General features: G+C 60.7%; 15 protein-coding genes and 1 pseudogene. 7 read left to right on the top strand and 9 right to left on the bottom strand.

The annotated features are described in order from the left end of the window. The first annotated feature begins 194 nt into the window (after window positions 1–194). Window positions 195–1,106: a transcriptional regulator GcvA gene (locus tag EOA16_RS04155; protein WP_127255746.1), complete on the top strand. Its 912-nt coding sequence runs from the start codon at window positions 195–197 to the stop codon at window positions 1,104–1,106. A gap of 265 nt (window positions 1,107–1,371) precedes the next feature. Here the strand turns inward: EOA16_RS04155 and EOA16_RS04160 are convergent, their stop codons facing one another. Together EOA16_RS04160 and EOA16_RS04165 are read right to left on the bottom strand one after the other, a co-directional pair. Next, window positions 1,372–1,584, bottom strand: a complete 213-nt coding sequence (locus EOA16_RS04160) for a 4-oxalocrotonate tautomerase family protein (protein WP_127255748.1) — start codon at window positions 1,582–1,584, stop codon at window positions 1,372–1,374. A gap of 80 nt (window positions 1,585–1,664) precedes the next feature. After that, complete coding sequence (locus tag EOA16_RS04165; RefSeq protein ID WP_127255750.1) at window positions 1,665–2,423, bottom strand: SDR family oxidoreductase; 759 nt, start codon at window positions 2,421–2,423, stop codon at window positions 1,665–1,667. Window positions 2,424–2,525: 102 nt separating this feature from the next. On the opposite strand from EOA16_RS04165, the gene EOA16_RS04170 reads away from it, so the two are divergent. After that, complete coding sequence (locus tag EOA16_RS04170; protein WP_127255752.1) at window positions 2,526–3,419, top strand: LysR family transcriptional regulator; 894 nt, start codon at window positions 2,526–2,528, stop codon at window positions 3,417–3,419. Window positions 3,420–3,443: 24 nt separating this feature from the next. On the opposite strand, the gene EOA16_RS04175 is transcribed toward EOA16_RS04170, so the two are convergent. After that, window positions 3,444–4,676, bottom strand: a complete 1,233-nt coding sequence (locus EOA16_RS04175; protein ID WP_127255754.1) for a flavin-dependent oxidoreductase — start codon at window positions 4,674–4,676, stop codon at window positions 3,444–3,446. Between the two features lie 391 nt (window positions 4,677–5,067). Between EOA16_RS04175 and EOA16_RS04180 the strand changes: the two genes are divergently transcribed. From EOA16_RS04180 to EOA16_RS04200, 5 genes are all read left to right on the top strand, one after another. Continuing rightward, the gene (locus EOA16_RS04180) at window positions 5,068–6,084 is read left to right on the top strand and encodes a GlxA family transcriptional regulator (RefSeq protein WP_164754106.1); all 1,017 of its coding nucleotides are present in this window, start codon (window positions 5,068–5,070) and stop codon (window positions 6,082–6,084) included. 195 nt (window positions 6,085–6,279) lie between these two features. Continuing rightward, a complete protein-coding gene (locus EOA16_RS04185; protein ID WP_127255756.1) occupies window positions 6,280–7,140 on the top strand; it encodes a xanthine dehydrogenase family protein subunit M in 861 nt (286 codons plus the stop codon). Then, on the top strand, window positions 7,140–7,616 hold the full coding sequence (locus tag EOA16_RS04190; protein WP_023813348.1) for a (2Fe-2S)-binding protein: 477 nt from the start codon (window positions 7,140–7,142) through the stop codon (window positions 7,614–7,616). Before EOA16_RS04185 ends, EOA16_RS04190 begins: the two co-directional genes overlap by 1 nt. 1 nt (window position 7,617) lies before the next feature. Then, complete coding sequence (locus EOA16_RS04195) at window positions 7,618–9,888, top strand: xanthine dehydrogenase family protein molybdopterin-binding subunit (protein ID WP_127255758.1); 2,271 nt, start codon at window positions 7,618–7,620, stop codon at window positions 9,886–9,888. Then, window positions 9,876–10,121: a MoaD/ThiS family protein gene (locus EOA16_RS04200; RefSeq protein WP_127255760.1), complete on the top strand. Its 246-nt coding sequence runs from the start codon at window positions 9,876–9,878 to the stop codon at window positions 10,119–10,121. Before EOA16_RS04195 ends, EOA16_RS04200 begins: the two co-directional genes overlap by 13 nt. Before the next feature lie 80 nt (window positions 10,122–10,201). Here the strand turns inward: EOA16_RS04200 and EOA16_RS04205 are convergent, their stop codons facing one another. The 6 genes and pseudogenes from EOA16_RS04205 to EOA16_RS04230 all read right to left on the bottom strand — a co-directional run bounded on the left by EOA16_RS04205 (window position 10,202) and on the right by EOA16_RS04230 (window position 16,244). Continuing rightward, window positions 10,202–11,380 carry a hypothetical protein gene (locus tag EOA16_RS04205; protein WP_127255762.1) on the bottom strand — a complete coding sequence of 393 codons (1,179 nt, stop codon included), beginning with the start codon at window positions 11,378–11,380 and terminating at the stop codon, window positions 10,202–10,204. After that, on the bottom strand, window positions 11,380–11,826 hold the full coding sequence (locus EOA16_RS04210; protein WP_127255764.1) for a response regulator transcription factor: 447 nt from the start codon (window positions 11,824–11,826) through the stop codon (window positions 11,380–11,382). Before EOA16_RS04210 ends, EOA16_RS04205 begins: the two co-directional genes overlap by 1 nt. A 5-nt stretch (window positions 11,827–11,831) precedes the next feature. Further along, the gene (locus EOA16_RS04215; protein WP_127255766.1) at window positions 11,832–14,006 is read right to left on the bottom strand and encodes a hypothetical protein; all 2,175 of its coding nucleotides are present in this window, start codon (window positions 14,004–14,006) and stop codon (window positions 11,832–11,834) included. A gap of 938 nt (window positions 14,007–14,944) precedes the next feature. Beyond that, window positions 14,945–15,385 carry a DOPA 4,5-dioxygenase family protein gene (locus EOA16_RS04220; protein ID WP_127256217.1) on the bottom strand — a complete coding sequence of 147 codons (441 nt, stop codon included), beginning with the start codon at window positions 15,383–15,385 and terminating at the stop codon, window positions 14,945–14,947. A 132-nt stretch (window positions 15,386–15,517) separates the two neighbouring features. Then, window positions 15,518–15,804, bottom strand: a pseudogene (locus EOA16_RS04225) (ABC transporter permease); the annotation flags it as partial. Between the two features lie 83 nt (window positions 15,805–15,887). Then, the gene (locus EOA16_RS04230; RefSeq protein WP_127255768.1) at window positions 15,888–16,244 is read right to left on the bottom strand and encodes a hypothetical protein; all 357 of its coding nucleotides are present in this window, start codon (window positions 16,242–16,244) and stop codon (window positions 15,888–15,890) included. Between the last annotated feature and the right edge of the window lie 126 nt (window positions 16,245–16,370).

Raw genomic sequence — 16,370 nt, forward strand, 5'->3', positions numbered from 1 at the left:
GCGCAAGCGTGCCGACGCCGTCCGCAGAGGGACGAGCATGATGATTGCTCACACTTATTTCTGGTCGTTCAGTCCAGCGGCGAGATGGGAAACCCGATCTGGATGCGCCGCTACGCTTATAGATTGGACATTTCCGGGCTGGACGACAAACGACTCTTTGTGCAGGATTTGTGAGCAACGCTCACAGATGGATCATGCCGCGCAGACTGCCGCCCCTCACCGCCCTGCCCGCCTTCGAGGCCGCCGCCAGGCATCTGAGTTTTTCGAAGGCGGCGGGTGAACTCAACGTCACCCATGGCGCGGTCAGCCGCGCCATCCGCAACATCGAGGACAGGCTGGGCATCCAGCTTTTCGATCGGGGAACGCGGTCCGTGCGCCTGACGTCGGTGGGCGCGGCCTATGCATCTGAAGTCAGGACGGCGCTAGACCAGATCGCCGCCGCCACCATCGCCGCCACGCCCGACCGCACGACAGGCATCCTGAATGTCAGCACATCGGACGGTTTTGCCGGCCGCTGGCTGGTGCCGAGGCTGCATCGCTTCCACCGCGCCAACGCCGACATCGACGTGCGGCTGTCCACGTCTGGCGTGCTTTCCGATTTCGTCAGTGACGGCATCGACATCGCCATCCGTTATGGCAAGGGCGGTTATGCCGGCGTGACCGCGGAATTTCTCGCCGATGAGGAGGTTTTCCCCGTCTGCAGCCCCGAACTGCTGCAAGGCGAAAATCCGCTGCGCCTGCCCGGGGATCTCAGGCATCACAAGCTGATCCATGACGCCTTTCGCATCGACTGGGCGACATGGCTGCAACATGCCGGCGTGGTAGATGTCGATCCGAAGCGCGGCGTGCGCTTCGATTCCGCCACCTTCGCCGTGGAGGCCGCGGTGCATGGCGAAGGCGTGTTGCTGGGCCGAAGCGCGCTGGTCTCGGCCGACCTCGCCGCGGGGCGGCTGGTGAGGCCCTTCGACCTCGCGCTGAAATCCGCCTCGCGCTACTACGTCGTCTACCGCGACGGCGCGCTGCGCCAGAAGAAGATCAGGGCGTTCCGCGACTGGCTGTTTGCCGAAGTGGCGGCCGACTGGATTGGTGCGACGAAGGGCGATTGAGGTAGAAGGGCTGCGCTTGCAACCCAAGCAGCGCCGCGCAGACCCCCACCCCGCTGCTTCGCATCGACCCTCCCCACAAGGGGAGGGTGAGGAAGGCGCCCTGCCCGCCTGCCGACAGCGCCTTTTTTTAGAAATGCGGAAAAGCTGGGCTCCCAACCTCCCCTTGTGGGGAGGTCGGACCGGAGGTCCGGGTGGGGGTTATGGCGCAACTTTGCTGGACTGGAGCTCCTCGCCTCACGAAGTCAAAGAGGAGGTCGGCCCGGCACTACTCCTTCGCGCGATAGGCGTCCGGCACCATGAACACTTCGTCGGCGCGGCCATAGCCGCCATCGGCGACCTCCTCCACCAGGACCATCGTGTAGGGGCGCACCCCCTCGCCGAAGAAGTCGACGAACATAGCGGTCGTTCGGTGGATGAGGTCTTCCTTCTGCGCCTTGGAGAGAGCGGCCTGCGGCATCTTGATGTTGGCGAATGGCATGATCGTTTTCCTTCTCTTTGGGGTTGGGTTTCAGGCTTTGGGAGGGAGCCGTTCGGCAAGGCCGATCTGTCATCGTCTCCTCAGACCACGCCGCCATTGGCGCGGATGATTTGTCCGTTGACCCAGCCACTGTCCGGTCCGGCCAGGAACGAGACCAGCCCGGCAATGTCATCGGGCTGGCCGAGCCGGCCGAGCGGGATCATCTTGCCGATGGCCTCGATCTGCGCCTCGCTCTTGCCTTCCGTGAACAGCGCGGTCTCGATCGGTCCGGGCGCCACCGCGTTGACGGTGACACGGCGCGCGCCAAGCTCCTTGGCCAGGATGTGGGTGATCGCCTCGACACCCGCCTTGGTGGCGGCGTAGACGCCGTAGCCCGGCTGGTAGAGACCGACGACGCTGCTGGAAAAATTGACGATGCGGCCGCCGTCGCGAAGCCGGCGCGCGCCTTCCCGCATGCCGCGGAACACGCCGCCGAGATTGATCGCGATCTGCGTGTCGAACGCAGCATCGTCGGTCTGCGCGATCGGCGAAATCTTCATGATGCCGGCATTGTTGACGAGGATGTCGATGCCGCCGAACGCTTTCTCGCCGGCGTCAAACAGTGCGGCGATGCCGTTTGGATCGGCGATATCTGCCTGCACGGCGATCGCCTTGCCGCCGTCGGCCTCGATGCTGCGCACAAGCTCTTCGGCCTCCGCACGTCCCCGTGCATAGTTGACGACGACAGCGACCCCGTCGCGGGCGAGCCGGCGTGCGATCGCCGCACCAATCCCCTTCGAGGCACCGGTCACGATCGCCGTTCTGGTTTGGTTGCCCGTATCTGTCTGCTTGGATGTCATGGAAGTCTCTCCGTGTGTTGGTGACACGGATATAGGCCGGCCCGCTTTCCGGATAATCAGCCGCCTATTGACATCACTATTCGGAAACTGCGAACAAAAACCATGGATCGACTGGACACGATGCGGCTCTTCGTTCGCGTTCTGGAGCGGCGCAGCTTCACCGCTGCCGCAGCCGATCTCGGCCTGCCGCGCTCAACCGCGACGGAAGCCATCCGGCGGCTGGAAGAGCATCTCGGCGCGCGCCTGCTGGAACGAACGACGCGGCAGGTGAACGCCACGCAGGATGGCGAAGCCTACTATCGGCGCTGCCTGTCGATCCTGGCCGAAATCGAGGATGCCGAAGCCGCCTTCCGCAATGCCGAACCGTTCGGCCTGCTGCGCATCGACGCCAGCACGCTGCTCACCCGCACCTTCCTGCTGCCGCGCCTGCCGGAGTTTTTGGCCCGCTATGTCAGGATCGACCTGCAGATCGGCCAAAGCGACCGGCTGGTCGATCTCGTGCGTGAAGGCATCGACTGTGTGATCCGCGTCGGCGAGCTACCCGACAGCGGCATGATCATGCGCCGGCTCGCGATGATCCGCGAGATCACTTGCGCCAGCCCTGCCTATCTCGAGCGCCACGGCACGCCCGCCTCCCCCGATGCGCTCGACGGTCACCAGGCGGTGGGCTTTGTCTCGTCGCGCACCGGAGAGACCCTTCCGTTCGAATTCACCGTCGCCGGCAATATCCGTGAGGTGCGGCTGCCAAGCCGCGTCGCCGCCAACAATTCCGATACCGCCGCGGACCTGGCGCGGCTTGGCCTAGGCCTGATCCAGGCGCCGCGCTATCGCTTCGAGAAGGATCTTGCCGACGGGACGCTCATCGAGGTGCTGGCCGATTACCCGCCCTCGCCGACACCGCTGTCGGCGCTTTACCCGCAGAACAGACAGCTCTCGCCGCGCCTTCGCGTCTTCCTCGACTGGGCCTCGCGCATCTTTGCCGAGGCGGATCTCTAGGGCGCAAAAACGCGCCGCTCCCGGTCAATTCGGTTTTGCAAACCCGGCCAGGGACGCATAGCCGCGCACCACGCTCTTGCGTTCTTCGCGCGAAGCGACGGCGTCGATGTCATCAAAGCCATGCGGCGCCCGGGATTCGACCATGTCTATGACTGCTTCCGGGCCGCCTTGCCGATTGGCCAGTACGATGGCCGATGTGGCCGGCCGCCGCTCCCCATCATATCGCGCGAGCGCGGCTTCGACGGTTGGTCCTGCGGCCAGATGCATCGCGAGGCAGGAGGCGTCGAGTATTGCCTGGCTGGCTCCGTTCGACCCCACCGGATACATGGGATGCGCCGCATCGCCGAGCAGCGTCACCCGCCCGAACGACCATCGCGGCAGCGGGTCGCGGTCGCAGTTCGGATATTCGTAGAAGCCATCCGTTGCCTGGATAATCGAGGCAGGGTCGACAAAATCCAGCTGAAACCGGTCGCGCACGAAGGGCAGCACATCATCGATCACACCCGGGCGGCTCCAGTCGCCGGGACGCAGCGGTGATGTGCCGCGATCACTGGTATTGGCCATCACCGCCCAGTTGGTCAGCCTGGTCTCCGGCTCTTCGCGATCCGGCTCGATCGGATAATAGACGAACTTGGCGAAATTGCCGCCGGCAACCGCCATGGTGCGCCCGTCGCGCCAGACCGGCCATGGCGTGGCGCCGCGCCATAGCATCGTGCCGTTCCAGATCGGCGGCCCTTCTTCGGGATAGAGCACGGCCCTGACGGCGGAATGGATCCCGTCGGCGCCTATGAGCAGGTCGCCATGCGCCTCGCCTCGCGAGCCGTCATGCCGGCGGAAATGCGCCACGACCTCGCCCTCGCTCTGCTCGAAGGCATCGACAAGGCTTGCCGTGCTGATGACGTCGCCGCCAAGCCTGTTCAACACGGCCCGGTGAATCAGCCCCAGCAGCCTGCCGCGATGGATGCTGATTTGCGGAACCTCGTAGCCGGCATCGATGCCACGCAATTCCTGCCATACGATTTGGCCGAAGCGGTTGGTGTAGACAAGCTCGCGTGTCCTCACCCCCTCCGCGTCGAGCGCCGGCATCAGCCCAAGCCCGGCCAGCGCCTTGACCGCGTGCGGCAGCATGTTGATGCCGACGCCAAGTTCGCGGATGTCGTCGGCCCGCTCGAACAGTTCAACCTCGAAGCCTGCCTCATGCAGGAACAGAGCGGTGGTGAGGCCGCCAATTCCGGCCCCGGCGATCAAAGCTTTCATCAGTCACTCCCTTGCTGTGAAAAATCGGTGTTCGCAGGACGGCCACACACCCGTCGTCGTTTCAGCACGGCATCGTCACGGCGATGCGCATGGCCTGGGATATTCGAGTTGCATGACGACGAAGTCGGCCGTGCGTGCTCCGTGGCGGCAGCGATGGCGCGCAGCGTTTCGCCCAGTGCTTTTGCCGGCTGCCTGCTGCCGCCTGGCGCTAGCAAGCTCCCTGTGGGCCAGTTGGCGTGGCAATCCATGCTCCGGCACGACAAGGCCGGTGGCACCGGCACTGCTCCACAAGGCAAGTCCCGGCTCATGGGGTCCGGTCTCCTATGGCTTGACGACGAGGCTACCGGCGTTAGGGTTCGTCCGAAATGACATAAATCGGGCGAATACTGCCATGCCGAGGCACGTTGCCGTCGTCGTTCATCCTGGTTTCCAGCTTCTCGATGCGGCCGGGCCGACAACCGTCTTCGAGATTGCGGAGCGATACCGCCCGCACAGCTACGAGCTGACGCTGCTGGCGCCCGGCGGCGGCGACGTTGAAAGCTCTTCGGGTCTGAAGCTCCTCACCAGGCCTTTGCGCGATGGCCCTTTCGACACCGTTATCGTATCGGGCGGCGAAATCATCCGCTCCATGGAGGCGATGGACGAGATCGTCGCCTGGTTGAGGCGCGCCCCGGCGCGGCGCATCAGCAGCGTCTGCACCGGCGCGTATCTGCTGGCAAAGGCTGGATTGCTCGACGGTCGCCGCGCAACCACCCACTGGGCCAGCAGCGACGACTTCCACCGCCGCTATCCGAAGGTCAGGCTCGATGCCGAGCGTATTTTCATCAGGGATGGCGACATCTGGACGTCGGCCGGCATCTCGGCCGGAATAGACCTGGCGCTTGCCCTCGTCGAAGACGACCTTGGCGCTGAGGTGGCGCGCCGCACCGCGCAGCAGATCGTCGTGCACCAGCGCCGGCCGGGCGGCCAGTCGCAATTCTCGGCCTTCGTCGAGCTGGGCGGGCGAACCGGCCGCTTCGCCGCGCTGATCGAATGGGTGCGGGTAAACCTGGCCGAACCGCTGACCGTCGAATGCCTGGCCGATCACGCGGCCATGAGTCCCCGCAACTTCGCCCGCGCCTTCACGGCCGAGACCGGCGTCACGCCGGCAAAGGCCGTAGAGCGCATGCGCCTGGAGACGGCTCGCAGGGTGATCGAGACCAGCCATCTCCCGCTTGAGCGCATCGCCGAAACCGCCGGTTTTGGCGATCCCGGCCGCATGCGGCGCGCATTCCTGCGTACACTTGGCCAGCCGCCGCAGGCGTTTCGGGCGGCTGCCGGACACAGGGGGCTTCAACCGGGGCGGCCAAGCAGCGGCCCTGCCCGGCTTAAAGGCAGCTCCGGCCCAAAGGCGGACAAAAGCGAATGAGCGCACTTGATCCATAACCGAAGTTTCACGAAACTCGTCCCAAAGCCGGTTGCTGCCATTCAGTGCGCCCACTTTCCGTCTGTTGGACTGGATATTGCGGCGCCTGGCCTAATCGCCGCAGATGAGGAACCGGATAGCCATTATGAGGAGACTGTTTATAACGGTCGCTGAAATCGCGATGACCAAGGGGAGACGATGCGCTACATACGTCCGCTTTCAATAGAAGATGCCGTTGGCCAGTTGGCCGGGTCGGCTGGTACGGCCGCCATCCTCGCGGGAGGCAGCGACCTCCTGGTCAGAATGAAGGGCGGCTTTGCCGAACCGGAGCTGATCGTCGACATCAAGGCGATCGATGGCTTGAGCGAGATCCGGGAAACGGCTGAAGGCTTCAGCATCGGCGCCGCGGTTCCCTGCGCCGTCCTGGGGGAGAACACCGCCCTCAAAAAGGCATGGCCCGGTGTCGTCGAGGCGGCCAAGCTGATCGGCTCCAAGCAGGTGCAGGGACGCTGCACCATCGTGGGCAATCTCTGCAACGCATCGCCGGCAGCCGACAGCGTGCCGGCGCTGGTTGCCGCCGGCGCCAAGGCAGTGGTCGTCGGGCCGGGGGGCAGGCGCACTGTCCCCGTGCAGAGCGTGCCGACCGCGCCGGGCAAGACGTCGCTGGCCAAAGGCGAGATCATCGAGGCGATCCTGCTCGACAAGCGCGCGCCGCGGTCTGGCGATGCCTATCTGCGTTTCATTCCGCGCACCGAGATGGACATCGCGGTGGTCAGCGCCGGGGTGAACCTGACGCTCGATGAGCACGGTGTGGTCAAATCGGCACGCGTTGCGCTGGGCGCCGTGGCGGCGACGGTGCTTCTGGTCGAAGAGGCGGCGGAGGTGCTCATCGGCTCCAAGCTGGACGAGGCGACGCTGGAGCGGCTCGCCAAGGTTTGCGCGGGGGCATGCCGTCCCATCGACGACAAGCGCGGCACCATCGAATTCAGAAGAAAAGTTGCGGGCGTGCTGGCCAAGCGGGCCGCCACGACCGCCTATGCACGCGCAGGAGGCAAATGATGGCTGGTGTAGCAGTTTCAACGACAATCAACGGCGACGCTGTCGAGTATCTTTGCCAGCCCGACGAGACGCTGCTCGACGTCCTGCGCGATCGGCTGGGGCTGACAGGCGCCAAGGAAGGCTGCGGCACCGGCGACTGCGGCGCTTGCAGCATCATCCTCGACGACCGGCTGGTGTGCTCATGTCTGGTGCTCGGCGCCGAGGCTGAAGGCCGCCGCGTCGAGACTATCGAGGGCATGGCGCATGGCGACACGCTGCACCCGCTGCAGCAGAAGTTCCTCGAGCATGCGGCGCTGCAATGCGGCATCTGCACGCCGGGCTTCCTGATCGCGGCCAAGGACCTTTTGGCCAAGAACCCCGACCCGACCGAGGAGGAAATACGCTTCGGCCTTGCCGGGAACCTGTGCCGCTGCACCGGCTACGACAAGATCGTGCGCGCCGTCCAGGACGCGGCCATCGTGATGAAGGGAGCCTGAGATGAATTTCGATCCACGTTTTTCCGGACGTAAATTCACTTCTGTCGGCACACGTCCGATCCGTCCCGACGGCATCGACAAGGTGACGGGCCGCGCGCGCTACGGTGCGGACTTCAACATGGCCGGCCAATTGGTCGGGCGCGTTCTGAGAAGCCCGCACGCCCACGCCAGGATCGTCAAGATCGACATTTCGAAGGCGGAGAAGCTCGCCGGCGTCAAGGCGGTGGTCACCGCGGCCGACCTGCCGGACCTCACCGATGGCGATGCCGCCATGTACGACGTCCTCGACAATTGCATGGCGCGCACGAAAGCGCTCTATGACGGCCACGCGGTGGCCGCGGTCGCTGCGATCGACGCCCGCACGGCCAGGCAGGCGCTGAAGCTCATCGAGATCGAGTACGAACTGCTGCCGCACGTCACCGATGTCGACGAGGCGGCGAAGCACACGGCACCCTTGATCAATGATGCCATCTTCACCGAGGGTCTTGAGGAAAAGCCGGTAAAACCCTCCAACGTCACCAAGCGCAGCCAGTTTGGCCATGGCGATGTCCATCAGGGTTTCGGCCACGCCGACTTCATCGTCGAGCGCTCCTTCAAGACCGAGCAGACGCACCAGGGCTATATCGAGCCGCATGCCTGCGTGGCCAATTTCAGCTCCGACGGCACCGCCGACCTCTGGGTCTGCACGCAGGGCCATTTCGTCTACCGCCAGCATTGCGCCCAGCTGCTTGGCATGGAAGCCTCGAAACTGCGCGTCACCTCTTCGGAGATCGGCGGCGGTTTTGGCGGCAAGACCCATGTCTGGGCCGAGCCGGTGGCGCTGGCGCTGTCGCGCAAGGCCGGACGGCCGGTGAAGCTGGTGATGACCCGCGACGAAGTGTTCCGCGCCTCGGGCCCGACCAGCGCCACCTCGATCGACGTGAAGATCGGCGCCCGCAAGGACGGTACGATCACCGCCGCCGAAGCGACGCTGCGCTACAGCTGCGGCCCGTATGCCGGCTCCTGGGCCGAGATCGGCGCCATGACGGCGTTCGCCTGCTACAAGCTCGATAACGTGAAGACGGTCGGCTACGAAGTGCTGGTCAACCGGCCGAAGACCGCTGCCTACCGCGCGCCCTCGGCGCCGATGGCGGCGTTTGCGGTGGAAAGCGCGGTCGACGAGCTGGCCAAGAAGATCGGCATGGACCCGGTCGACTTCCGCATCAGGAACGCGGCTCAGGAAGGCACAAGATCCTCCTACGGCCCGGTCTACGGCCCGATCGGCATTGGCCCGACGCTGGAGGCGGTGAAGAGCCACCCGCACATGAAGGCGCCGCTGGGCAAGAACCAGGGCCGTGGCATGGCTTGCGGTTTCTGGTTCAACTTCGGCGGCCAGACCTGCACCGACCTCAACATCGGCATGGACGGTTCGGTCTCGCTGGCCGTCGGCACGGTCGATGTCGGTGGTTCGCGCGCGTCGCTGTCGCTGGTGGCGGCGGAGGAACTCGGCATCGACTATTCCCAGGTCAAGGCGATCGTCGCCGACACCTCCAGCCTCGGCTACAACGACATGACGGACGGCAGCCGCGGCACCTTCTCGTCGTCCATGGCGACGATCTCGGCCGCCCGCAACGCCATCAAGATCCTGCGCGAGCGCGCCGCGCAGATGTGGGACATTGCCGTCGACGACGTGGTCTGGGAAAAGGGCCACGCGATTGCCAAGGGCGAGAAGCACGGCAATCTCGGCAAGCTGTCGCTCAAGGAGATCGCGGTCGAGTCGGGCAAGACCGGCGGACCGATCGCCGGCCACAGCGAACTCGTCGCCGATGGCGCCGGCGTCTCCTTCGCCACCCATATCTGCGACATCGAGGTCGATCCCGAGACCGGCGCCGCCAGGGTCATCCGCTACACGGTCGTGCAGGACGCCGGCAAGGCGGTGCACCCGACCTATGTCGAGGGACAGTACCAGGGCGGTGCGGCGCAAGGCATCGGCTGGGCGCTCAACGAGGAGTATATCTACGGCAAGGATGGGCGGCTGCAGAACGCCGGCTTCCTCGACTACCGCATCCCGGTCTGTTCGGACCTGCCGATGATCGACACGCAGATCCTCGAGATCCCCAACCCCAACCATCCCTACGGAGTGCGCGGTGTCGGCGAGACGTCGATCGTGCCGCCGCTGGCGGCGATCGCCAACGCGGTGTCGAACGCCGCGGGCGTGCGCATGACGCACATCCCGATGTCGCCGCCGCGCATCCTGGCGGCGATCGAGGCGGAACGGGAATGGTCGAAGTAACGCTCTGGGGCTCGCTCGCCGCGACCGCCGGAGGCAACAGCAAGGTCGAGATCGAGGCCAAGGACATAAGGGAGCTGTTCAGGAAGCTGGCTGAACAGTATCCCGGGATTGAGCCCTGGATCGATCGTGGGATCGCGGTTGCGATCGACGGGACGATCTATCGCGATACCTGGTCGAAGGAGTTGCCGGAGGGGGCGGAGATTTTCCTGTTGCCGCGGCTGGCGGGGGGGTAGTGAGGTTGCGCTATCGACCCGGGGCAGGTGTCCGCAACTGGCGTCTGGAATGGCACTTCGCGCTTTGTACTAACGGATGGCTATTTGAGCGTCTGCCCGTCTTGAGCCAAGATTAGCGGAATAAGTTGGACCGCTACACGGCTGGCGACAATGGCTCCGTGGCGCTGATATCTGTCCTCTTTGTGCTCATTCGCGTAATCCACTGCTACTTTGACTCCGAAGAAATCGACGTGATCCACAGAACGCTTTGCCGCGCGATAAACACCAAACATTTCCATATCTAGGCCGAGCACCCGCTTGTGCGCCTCTGCGATCATTGCTGCCATGTCCTTTGATGCGATTACAGCAGAGCCACTAACCATCGGTGCCACCATAGCCTTGCTTTCAAAAAACTCAGGGTCGTTGAGCGATTTCAGGTCCTCCTTAATATCCTTAAAGTGATTGCTCCGCTCGATCTCTTGCTTGATTATAGTATCTAGGCGATCTGGAATTGGCTCTTGATACATCTCCAACGTGAATTCGTTCCCGAACCACTTGCCGGCTTGGTGCTCCCATACTGGGCTGCCAATGAGAATGTCGCCAAGCTTTGCGCGTCCCTCGAACGCTGCACATATTCCGACGATCAAAACGAGCTTGGGGCGGAAAGTTTCAATAGCCTTATCCGTCGCAATACTGGCTTCAACCAAGCCCATCCGAGGGAGCACCACTGCGACTCCAGTGTGCTTCTCGATGTCTATTTCGAGACAATTCAGTCCGTTTCGAAAGAAGAGCTTTCCAATCTCCGCTTTCGTGCTTTGCAGCACTTGACGTTCAAGAGGCAATCCGCAAATGATTACAAAGTCATGCTCTTGAAATCGAAATGCACGTTGCAAGCTCACTTCTAGTGCTGGAATCCAGTGCGCCCCGTCAGAGTACTCAACAGTCGCTATTCCGAGCCCGGCAAGCTCCCTACTACGAGCTACCACCAGATCGTCGTGTTGCGTTATCGCGACATAGGCTGCCTTCGCATTTAGGTTACTCGCCCGTATGAGTTCGATGACGTGATCCGTGATGTCAAATGGAACATCGCCGTCCCTCATAGGCACCATAAGATCAAGTATAACAAGATCAAACCTTGAAATAGATAATATCGCTGTGAACTTCGAAAAACTTACAACGCGGTCTATCTCAACGTCATCGATATCGATGTATTTATTTATTACACCTATTATTGCCTCTGCCTTTTCATCTTCATCTTCAAGTAAAAGTATCTTAGTCATCAAAGCTCCCCGATAAATCGAGCAAAATTAAGTCGCCAGTTCGTGCTCGACTGATCGAAGTGAATGATTCCAATCAGATTTACACTGACTTCCTCAGACAAGCGGCTAATCACCTCAGGTAATCTAACCAACTCGCCCCAGATTTCCACCTCTGGGTATTGCGTAACAATCAAAACGGCGTCGCTACGCCTCAGTCGGTTCAACTCCAATAGCACTTCAACTCCGCCAGATGGCATGGACTTTGGATTCCCCACGCCCAGCGCACGATCATGACTGGGCAAAGCGATATCCAGGATTATCAAATCATACGAGGCGGCGCAGACGCTCTCGACAGCCGTTTGAACAGCTCGTGCGCACGCGATATGATCAACTACAATGATTTCGTTGAGTGCAACGCTAATGGCTTCTTCCTTGAACGGGTCGTCCTCAACCAGCAGAACGTTCATTGGCTTCAAAGCGTTGTCAGGGTCAGTCTGAATGTGAAGGCGACGCCGTTTGGAGAGAACGACACCGAAACATCTGAGATATCGGTTTTCGCTGATGTTAGCGCCCTCAACTTGCGAATCCCTGTTGATCCTTCTGTCACAAGCGCGTCGTCCATAGGGGCTGTCATCTCGTGCTCAATTCTTTCGCGTGAATAGCTTTCACGCCCGGCTTCAAACTGCGACACCACAGTTACATAGATCGTCGTGACAGGGCCGTCGACCTTTTCGCTGACGCTCAGTTCAAGGGCCCCACCAATCTGACCATGTCGAGCAGCATTATGCACCAGAATGTACAAACCGTCGTATACGTATTGATATCGGTGGCCAACAATTCGGGTACCCGACTCTTCGGGTTCAGACACCTCAGGAGCAAAACCTGCGACCTGCTCGGCTACCTCCATTCGTACTACCTGAAATAGCTCCTGTAACGTAGCAGAGGGCGTCGTTTCCTTTGGAGCAGCAAACCATGCACTAATTTGCTGGAGTGTCTCCGCGACTTTCTCATTCACCCTTCGCACAATTGCTCTTGCTTGGTCATCGTCAGCGCCGGGCTCTGGCATTCGCCGGAGATCCTCCTTCTTTAGCAGAAGCTTTTCACCGCGCCATCTCTCTAACTCTCGCTGAATCTCGGTGAGGTTAGGCTGCAACAGTAACCAACACGACTGAAAAATTATATCAATTGCCTCAGGTATCGAATTATTGCTCAATAACGACTCGCAGACCTGCCGCACGGAGAATTCAAGCATATTATACTCTGCGCCTCGTACGTGAGGCACAAGTAACCCTCTGGGTTTTTTGTCAGATTTCACCTGGAGTCGTTCTCGAGGAAACAGTTTCACCTCGTCGCCGAATCGCGCCAACCAAAATCGCAAACCATGCTCATAGTTCACGCGATCAGTGCCGCATTGATTTAGTAGTTCTTCGACCAAGTCAGATGCGCTTTTTATTAGAGTTCCGTGAAATGTCCCATGCCTTATTCGGCGCCCTATGTATGAATCAACACCATAGGCTTTGTTGCAACAAAACTCATTGTAAGCCGCATCAATTATGCTAGCTACCTGAAGAGATGGGTCGATAAGGATCTCTATCTGGTCGTCGATCTTGACCTCTTGGGCAGGAATACTCTGATCTACGGTGGTAAGGTCGGCCTGCCTAAGCGGCCCCGCCAGCTTTTCAAACATCCATTGCTTGAAGCGAACCGAATCGACGTACAATCTCTGAGAATCTATATCATGTCGAATCAAAACTAACTTATTTTCTAGAGCAAGAGACCTCGCTCTCTCCAGCAATACCTTATCGTCCGTTTGATGGCCATACCAATCCAGTATCGACGTGGAGGCCACGTTAACTTCATAGGCTGACTTGTATAACTTATAGCATTGGATAAGGAAGGATTCGTTCCACATTGCCATGTAGAATTTTGCGACCTGAGGCGCCGTTTTGTAAATAAATTTAAGTAATGACAATATGCTGCCACCAAAATTTGCGATCACTATTCGCTCGGTTGCGCTTCGCATATTGAATTCCGTGCTTATTTTTGGCGCCGACTCAAACTTTAGACTCGCTCTGATTAACTCATACAGGTTGTCCTCCGGCTTTGACGGCAGTGCCGCATCAAGCTCCGCCTCGCTCAATAGCTGTGGAACGTTCTGCGTGACGTTCATAAGGGTCACGAGTTCAAGGCCATTGCAGCTACCCAATGAATATCCATGCTCAACGAGATGAACGAGCCGCAGTGTTCGCTGGAACTCGTCGTCAGGAATTATCGCCGCATCAGCCGCCTTCGGTGGCTGAATACCCTGTTGCGCCATTACCGAGCGAACCAATGAGTCATGGTCAGCGCTTTCAAGAAACGGCCGCTCGACTCCAAAGACGCCGTCAAATCGAGGGCCAGCATATCTTTCGATTGGTCCGTAGAACGACGCCAGCCGCTCGTCTGAAAGCCATGCACTTGCCATACAGAATGCACCTTGCCCGTCGAGAAGGTCACCAGTTGCCGCAAGGTTCAGAGCGTCAAATACGCCTGTCGTTCTTGCTGCGAGATAGGCTTCGCTCAACTCCGCTGGAAGATTTATTTTTTGCGCGGCATCATTTGTCAAAACAAGCGTACTACCAAGAGTACGACTCTCAAGAATAAACATCAGTGTATCGGGCAAAGAATAGGAGGAAAGTGCCCTTAGATGCTGAACTCAGCTCTCGTCGCCTCCTCCCAACGGAGATAAATGGTAGTGGAGCAGTCGTCTTGAAATTAATGACAGCCTCTTGTCGTTCGCTAGTCGAAGAAACATTCTTCGAGAATCAATATAGTCCCGGTCCAAGGCGTAGGACTCACCCACGGCTCTGTGAACGGCATCGCGATTATCTCTTACAGAGTCGATGTAAGGGCGTATTGCAGAAATAACTGAATTGTCATTTTCAAACCGTCTCGAAAGGCAAAGGTATTTTCTATTAACGTGAAATGAGTAGCCGATTTCGTTAGTAAAAATCGCTGTTACCTCTTGGAGTGATTTGGTATCTCGTTCTTGCACAGATCGATTCAAATCAGCCACAGCGGTCAGATATGTCTGAAGTTGTCGGGAGTGTCGGGTGATGCGCCGCACCAGTAGCGAAGTAAGCGCGGACTGACTCAGATGGTCTAGCGGAGTCAGGTGCCCTATACGAGGAGGTCTTGTCGGAAACGGCAGCGAGACAATAACTCGGCCGTCAGCTTGGGATTCCGTGATAACGGCGAGCGCGATTTCTAAATCGCCTCCAGTACAAATCGAGTATAAGCGATCTATAACGTCTGCTGAGACAGCTTCGTCGCGAGAGGCTATGATGCCGCGCACGAGGTTTCGTGCCTCGGTGGAACTCATTTCCATCAGTTTTTGCATTACTTACAACGCTCGCCCGAGTCATGCCCGAGTCGCTTTTCGCACGAAGGATCTTTGCAGGCAAACTTGTCGTTCGGGTGTGCTCCTCGAAGCCTACACCGAAACATACTCAATTGCAGCGTGGCCCCACGATGATGTGGGCCTTCTCGGCGAGAAGTATCCGCGCGCGTTTGACCGACCGGCGAAGGTGACCGGCGCCGATTCGCCTACGCCCCCAGCGTCGGCTCCGTATTCACTTCCAGCGCCTCTTCCGCCTCGTCGTCCTCGCCAAGGCTGTCGCCATGCACGGCCAGCGGGCGGCCGATCCAGATCGGGTCGACCAGATGGTCGCGTTTGGGGTTGGTGGTGTTGGGGTGGATGAGGATACTCAGGCCGCGGTGGTTCAGCATCAGCCACGGCACCAGCGAAGCAAAGATCCCGGTGGCGAAGGAGACCTGGTACATGGCCTGTCCGTGCGGACCGACCTGTCTGTCGTGCCAAGCGCCCAGGCGCACGCGGAAACGTTCGCCGATGCGCAGGCGCAGCCATTCGGCATGCCGCCGCTCGGCCTGCCCGTCATAGTAGACATGGGCGTGATAGCTGGCGATCTCGGCGAGTTGTCTGGGATTGGACGGATCGGGCGATCTCGCGGCGGCGTCTTCGTTCAATTCGATGCTCCCCTTCGATGACAAGCGGCGGCGAGCCGCTGGGCGCGCAGGGCAGGGTCGGCCTTTGACCGCTGCGCTCAATTTTACCAACCTCTCGATCGGGTCGCCAGCCGCCCGGCGCGATCCGCTACTCTCCTCCACAATCCGCAAATAAGCCGACGTCACGAACAGCACGATCAGCCCGAACAAGATCCGCCTTGCCCCCTCCGGCATCTGCAGGATGGTCAAGAGCGTCGTCAGCACGATCAGGATCAGCGCGCCGATGATGGTGCCGGTGTAACCGCCGCGGCCGCCGAAGATCGAGGTGCCGCCGACCACAGCGGGCAACCGAGGGCAGCACCAGCGGTTCGGCGAGCGACAGCGATGGCGTCTGATCAGGCGATATGGAGCAGGCCGGTGATGCCGGCGAGCATGCTGGAGATCACTAAGGCCCAACGGTGGCTCTCCATCACTCGCGCCGCTTCGCTGCCCCGGCGCCTTCTGCTTGGAAGGCGCCGCAGGGCTATGGATACTTCGTTGGCGGCACCCCAGGGTTCAAATCGCCCTGCAGTTCCTTCGGCAGCGGCAGGCTTGAGCATTGCAGGTGCACTTCCCGGGCGAACAGCTTTCGTTGCTTCTGCTCATGCTCCTTGATGGCTGCGACGAGCCCCATCGAGTATGGACCAAGCAGGACGCCGAAACCCCACCCCGGATGCTCTTTCTCGCGAGCCTCGTAATCCGAAGCCGCCATGCGGGCCTGCTGGCATGCCGGCGAAGCCCATTTCTGGTCGGTCTGCGAAAGCGACGCCTCATAGTCGACCGGGGAGGTCGCGCATCCGGCCACTGCCGCAGTCAATGCGAGGCAGATTGCGATTCTCATCCGAAGCCTCTCCTAAGCCTTGTAAAGGGCCTGCATAGACCTCTTCATCCCACAAGGCGATAGCCGCGGTCGGGCGCCTTCCCCCCTCCGCAACCCGCCGCCCTCTCCCCGGCTTTCCCGCAGCCG

The sequence above is a fragment of the Mesorhizobium sp. M7A.F.Ca.US.008.03.1.1 genome (genome assembly GCF_003997495.1).
Taxonomy (GTDB): Bacteria; Pseudomonadota; Alphaproteobacteria; order Rhizobiales; family Rhizobiaceae; genus Mesorhizobium.